The organism is Methylacidimicrobium tartarophylax (assembly GCF_902143375.2).
Classification (GTDB): domain Bacteria; phylum Verrucomicrobiota; class Verrucomicrobiia; order Methylacidiphilales; family Methylacidiphilaceae; genus Methylacidimicrobium; species Methylacidimicrobium tartarophylax.
Genome location: NZ_CABFVA020000033.1, coordinates 1 through 4501, shown reverse-complemented (window position 1 = coordinate 4501; position 4501 = coordinate 1). Strand labels below are relative to the sequence as shown.

4 protein-coding genes are annotated in these 4501 nt (G+C 60.3%); 1 reads left to right on the top strand and 3 read right to left on the bottom strand.

Annotated elements, in window-relative coordinates; translation table 11 throughout:
- Positions 1 to 77: 77 nt before the first annotated feature.
- The gene (locus MAMT_RS04130; RefSeq protein WP_142659749.1) at positions 78 to 257 is read right to left on the bottom strand and encodes a hypothetical protein; all 180 of its coding nucleotides are present in this window, start codon (positions 255 to 257) and stop codon (positions 78 to 80) included.
- 406 nt (positions 258 to 663) lie between these two features.
- Between MAMT_RS04130 and MAMT_RS04125 the strand changes: the two genes are divergently transcribed.
- Positions 664 to 1599, top strand: a complete 936-nt coding sequence (locus tag MAMT_RS04125) for a cupin domain-containing protein (protein WP_142659748.1) — start codon at positions 664 to 666, stop codon at positions 1597 to 1599.
- 92 nt (positions 1600 to 1691) lie between these two features.
- Here the strand turns inward: MAMT_RS04125 and cydB are convergent, their stop codons facing one another.
- Together cydB and MAMT_RS04115 are read right to left on the bottom strand one after the other, a co-directional pair.
- Positions 1692 to 2732 (bottom strand): cytochrome d ubiquinol oxidase subunit II, encoded by a 1041-nt coding sequence (cydB, locus tag MAMT_RS04120; RefSeq protein ID WP_142659747.1) that lies wholly within the window; start codon positions 2730 to 2732, stop codon positions 1692 to 1694.
- 18 nt (positions 2733 to 2750) lie between these two features.
- Positions 2751 to 4091 carry a cytochrome ubiquinol oxidase subunit I gene (locus MAMT_RS04115; RefSeq protein ID WP_142659746.1) on the bottom strand — a complete coding sequence of 447 codons (1341 nt, stop codon included), beginning with the start codon at positions 4089 to 4091 and terminating at the stop codon, positions 2751 to 2753.
- Positions 4092 to 4501 lie beyond the last annotated feature (410 nt).

The window sequence follows — 4501 nt, the reverse complement described above, 5'->3', positions numbered from 1 at the left end:
GCAAGGCGCAAAGGAGAGCTTGGGGAGGTTTCCCTATTGGCAAACCCGTCCCTTTGGGGATCGTGAGAGAGCAGCGGCTAGGTGATCGAGACGACCAGCACCACGGTCTCGCCTGCGGTGGCAGTCAAACCGAGAAGAAAGAGCCAGTCCGCCGCCCGCTCCCAAAAGCCGGAGGTCTTACCCGAGCGCAAGGACAGGTAGGCCGCCACCGTTGCACCCAGGAAGACTAGAATAGTGAATCCAACGACGTCTTCCATGAGAGAGCGAACGGATCCTGTCTTCCAGAATCCCTGAATTAAGCCTAAGGTGATAAATGAGAAGCCGAGCATTCGGGAAGCCGATGAAAGGATGTGCTGTGCCATGCCAGAGGCTAACCCAATCCGGGAGGTCGTCCAGCCCAGTCGAAGCCTGGGGCTTGGCCGGCTGCTCCGACCTGCACTTCTCCCCCTCCTTTCGGCACGATCGCCTCTTGCACCAATCGAGTGCACAGAGCCCATGCCTGCTTTCAAAACCAGGTTGTTATGGCCTGTTGGACTAGTTTAGTATAAAAAAAGAAAGGTTAGTTCCTTTTCCCTCTCGAGAGAGGAGCCGCACGGAACGTGCGGAGAGAGATCCCGGGCCGCCGCTCGTCCGTCTTTAAGGAAACTCTAAGCAAAAAACGCGATGAACGCAGAGCTTCACTTGGAACTGCTCGGAGAGGACATCCTGGAAAAAGACGCTGTTCTCTTCGAATATAGCAAGGCAGCGGATCCGATCGGATCGGGGGCGACGCCGAAGCTTCCCGTGAGGCAATTTCTTCCCGACCTGTACACTTCCGGGGAGACCCGCCTCGTTCCCTTAGATCTCTCCCGCGAGTTGAAGACAGCCTATCCGGCCACCAGCCCGAGCTTGCTCGCCCGGTTTGTGAATCTCCGCCGCGGGGACTCTCTGAAAATCTCTTCTCAAGCGACCAGCGAGCTCTTTTATGTGGTTGCGGGCTATGGGTACACCGAAACCGAATGGGGAGCGCTGGCATGGAGGCAGGGAGACATCTTTGTCCTGCCCGGCGTCGAGGCTCTCCATCATGCCGGGAAGGATACGCTTTTCTATGCAGTGAACGATAGCCCTCTGCTCTCCTATCTCGGGGTGGCCAAAAAGGAGAGCCGGTTTTCCCCCTTCCTTTTCCGGAGTGAAACGATCCGGGAGGCGGTGGAAAAGGTAAAGGCGGAGCCGGAAGCGGGAACGAGAAGTCGCGTCAGCATTCTTTTGGCGAATCGGAAGTTCTGCCAGACGATGACCGTGACCCACTCCCTGTGGGCGATGTTCGGGACGATCGTTCCGGGTAGTCGGCAGAAGCCTCACCGCCACCAGTCGGTCGCCCTCGATTTCGTGGTTGAAGGAAGACCTGGCGTCTACACGAGGGTTGGCCGCGAGCTCGATGCCGATGGATCGATTCGAGACGCTGCACGGATCGACTGGATCTCGGGCTCGGCATTCGTCACCCCATCGGGCTACTGGCACGAGCATGTCAATGAGTCGGACGGGGAGGCCTACATCCTGCCGATCCAGGATGCCGGCCTCCATACCTACCTGCGGACGCTCGACATCCGGTTTACTTAGTTCTAGGTCGCGCGGGCATTCATTCGCTGCGATCCCGGAGAAAGCCTGTCTTCTCGTGTCGGGAAAGTACTCTCGGGCCGCTCCGCAGTTTCTTAATATCCGTGCGCACGACCCCTTACCTTGCCCCAAAACGACCGGTAGACCATAAGGGTGTACACGATGATCAGGGTAAAGCCCAGCGCGAACCAGCCTAAGCCGGCGGCGAGAGCCTTCGGCGCCGCTCCGGAGTTCGCGATCGTCAGGCTCGAGGAAGGATCGAGCGAGGAGAGCAGCAGGTTGGGATAGAGCCCGAAGGCGGTCGAAACCAGGGAGGCAAGGAGAAAGAGAGCAGAGGAGACGAAGCAGGGCCATTCCTTGCCTTTCTGGAAGGCGATTCTCTTCCCTGCCCAGGACAGCAGGGCAAGGCCGGGGAAGAGGAGCGCCCATGGCGCTTCCCGATACCGGCGGAGGAACTGGGGCTGGAGAAAGACGACGGCGACGAGGGTGAGCAGGATGAAGAGTGCTTCCCAGAATAAGAGTCGGCGGAAGGCGCATTTGACTCTTTGCTGGAGGGAGCCTTCCGTTTTCCAGACCAGGTAGGCGGCTCCGTGAGCAGCCAGGCTGACGATCGCCAACAGGCTGAAAAGCAAGGTGGCCAGGTCGAGGACCCCGTGGTGGCGGCCGGGAAGAAAATAGGTCCAGAGCGGCAGGAAGAAGTTGCCCGCGGAATCGATCGGCACCCCGCTCACGAGGTTGCCGAGGAGACCCCCCAGGATCGCCGCGGCAAGCAGGCTCGAGAGAAAAAAGAGGCCGTCCCAAAAGTTCCGCCAGAGAGTGCTGGGGAGCTGGGAGCGGATCTCGAGGGAGATCCCGCGAAGGATCAACACCCAGAGAAAAATCATCACCGGCAGGTAGAATCCGCTCAGGGCACTGGCATAGGCTTTCGGGAAGGCGAAGAAGAGGAGCCCTCCGCCGGTCACGAGCCAGACCTCGTTCCCGTCCCAGACTGGGCCGATCGACTCGATCAAGGTCCGTCTCTCCCGCTCCTCCTTGGAGATCCAGGGCAAGAGAATCCCCGCCCCAAAGTCGAACCCGTCCAGGACGACGAAGCCTCCGAGCAGGATCACGAGCAGAATGAACCAGATCGTCGCCATCTTTCCCCTTTGCCTCCGCTATTCCCCTTGGTCGCTTTCCCCCGGAGCCGCCGATTCCGGTCCCCGCAACACCCGCCGGCCTACCAGAAAGAGGAAGAGGATCCCTAGCAGCAGATAGAGCCCCAGGAATCCCAGGAAAGTGAAGATCGCATTGCCCGCGTGAACGTTGGGCGAGGCCCCCTCCACCGTCTTGAGGAGCCCATAGACGACCCAGGGCTGTCTTCCCGCCTCGGCCGTCACCCAGCCGGCGGTGTTCGCAATATAGGGAAAGGGGAAGAGCAGGAAGATCGCCCAGAGGAGCCAGCGCGTCTCAAAGAGACGTCCTTTCCATAAAAAAAGGGCCGCGGTAAGCATGGTGGCCACAAAGATGGTCCCGAGGCCGACCATGATGTGATAGGCATAGTAGACCAAAGGGATGTTGTCGGGCCAATCGGACTTGGGGAAGGAGTCGAGACCCTGGACTTCGGCCGTAAAGCGCCGGTAGGTCAAGATACTGAGCATGTCGGGCAGATAGATCGGGTTGTCCAGAGACTCGCTTTCCATGTTGGGCTGGCCGACCAGGATCAAGGGGGCTCCCTTCTCGCTGTGGAAGAGCCCTTCCATCGCCGCCCCCTTGACCGGCTGATAGGCGAAGACCTGCTTGCTCTCCTCATCCCCCGTCGGGACGATCACCAAGAGGGAGCTCGCAAGGCCGAGGCAGACCCCGTAGCGCAGGAAGTAGCGCGCCAGATCCCGGTGGAGTCCCGCCAGCAGGTAAAAGGCCCCCACGGCCGAGACGACGAAGGAGGAGGTCAGAACCGAGGCGCACATGTTGTGCAGGTACTGTCTGACCGCCCAGCTGTTTGCGAGCAGGGTCCAGACGCTCGAGACGTGGACCACCCCCTTTCCAAGGGAAAGGATCGCCACCGGATGTTGCATCCAGGCATTGGCCGCGATGACGAGAAAGCCGGATAGCCAAGAGCCGACCAAGACCATCCATGCTGCCAGGAAGTGGATCTTCTGACCCACCCTCCTTTCCCCGAAGAGGAGGATCCCCAGGAAAGAGGACTCGAGGAAAAAAGCGAAGGTTCCCTCCTGGGCGAGCAGCTGTCCCACCGACTCTCCTGCGTAGCGGGAAAAGCGGGACCAGTTCGTCCCGAACTCGAATTCGAGCACGATTCCGGTCACGACTCCAAAGGCGAAGCTTAGGGCGAAGATCCTGCTCCAGAACCGAAGCGCCGCCTCCGCGAGCGGATTTTTCGCGAAGAGGGAAGAGGTTTTGAAGAGCGCCAAGAAGAGCGCAAGCCCCATCGTCAGCTGGGGGAAAAGATAGTGAAAGGCGGCCGTGAAGCCGAACTGGAGTCGGTCGTATAAGAGCATGGATTCTCCTCTGCTCGACCTTTGCGGCCGTCGCTCCTCCCATGTCTACGCGCTTTGGAAGCCGGGGAAAAGATTTTCAGCGGCCCTGCTCGGCGGCCCGAGCTGGCCTGCGGTCCTCCCCGGGCTGCGGCGCATCCATGCAGGGATGACCCGAAATGACCGCCTCCCGGCCGGAAGGAGCCACGAAACGGATCGCGGCTTTTGCTTCCCGCCGGATTGTCGGGAGTTCTCGCACTCTATTTGATCGGCTGCTCGCACCGTTTTTTTCGGTAGGCACCGGCTCGACGGTCTGTTAAGCGGGTTGGATGCGGGGACCGGAGGCGGGTTGGGGACGCGACGAGAGACTCGATCTCCACGGACGGTTTCGTGACGCCTGGAAGCCCGTGATGGCGGCCGTCCGCCAGTTGGGG

Excerpts from the sequence above, each read along its gene's own strand:
- MAMT_RS04130 (WP_142659749.1), bottom strand. The coding sequence starts at position 257 with ATGGAAGACGTCGTTGGATTCACTATTCTAGTCTTCCTGGGTGCAACG.
- MAMT_RS04125 (WP_142659748.1), top strand. The coding sequence starts at position 664 with ATGAACGCAGAGCTTCACTTGGAACTGCTCGGAGAGGACATCCTGGAA.
- cydB (WP_142659747.1), bottom strand. The coding sequence starts at position 2,732 with ATGGCGACGATCTGGTTCATTCTGCTCGTGATCCTGCTCGGAGGCTTC.
- MAMT_RS04115 (WP_142659746.1), bottom strand. The coding sequence starts at position 4,091 with ATGCTCTTATACGACCGACTCCAGTTCGGCTTCACGGCCGCCTTTCAC.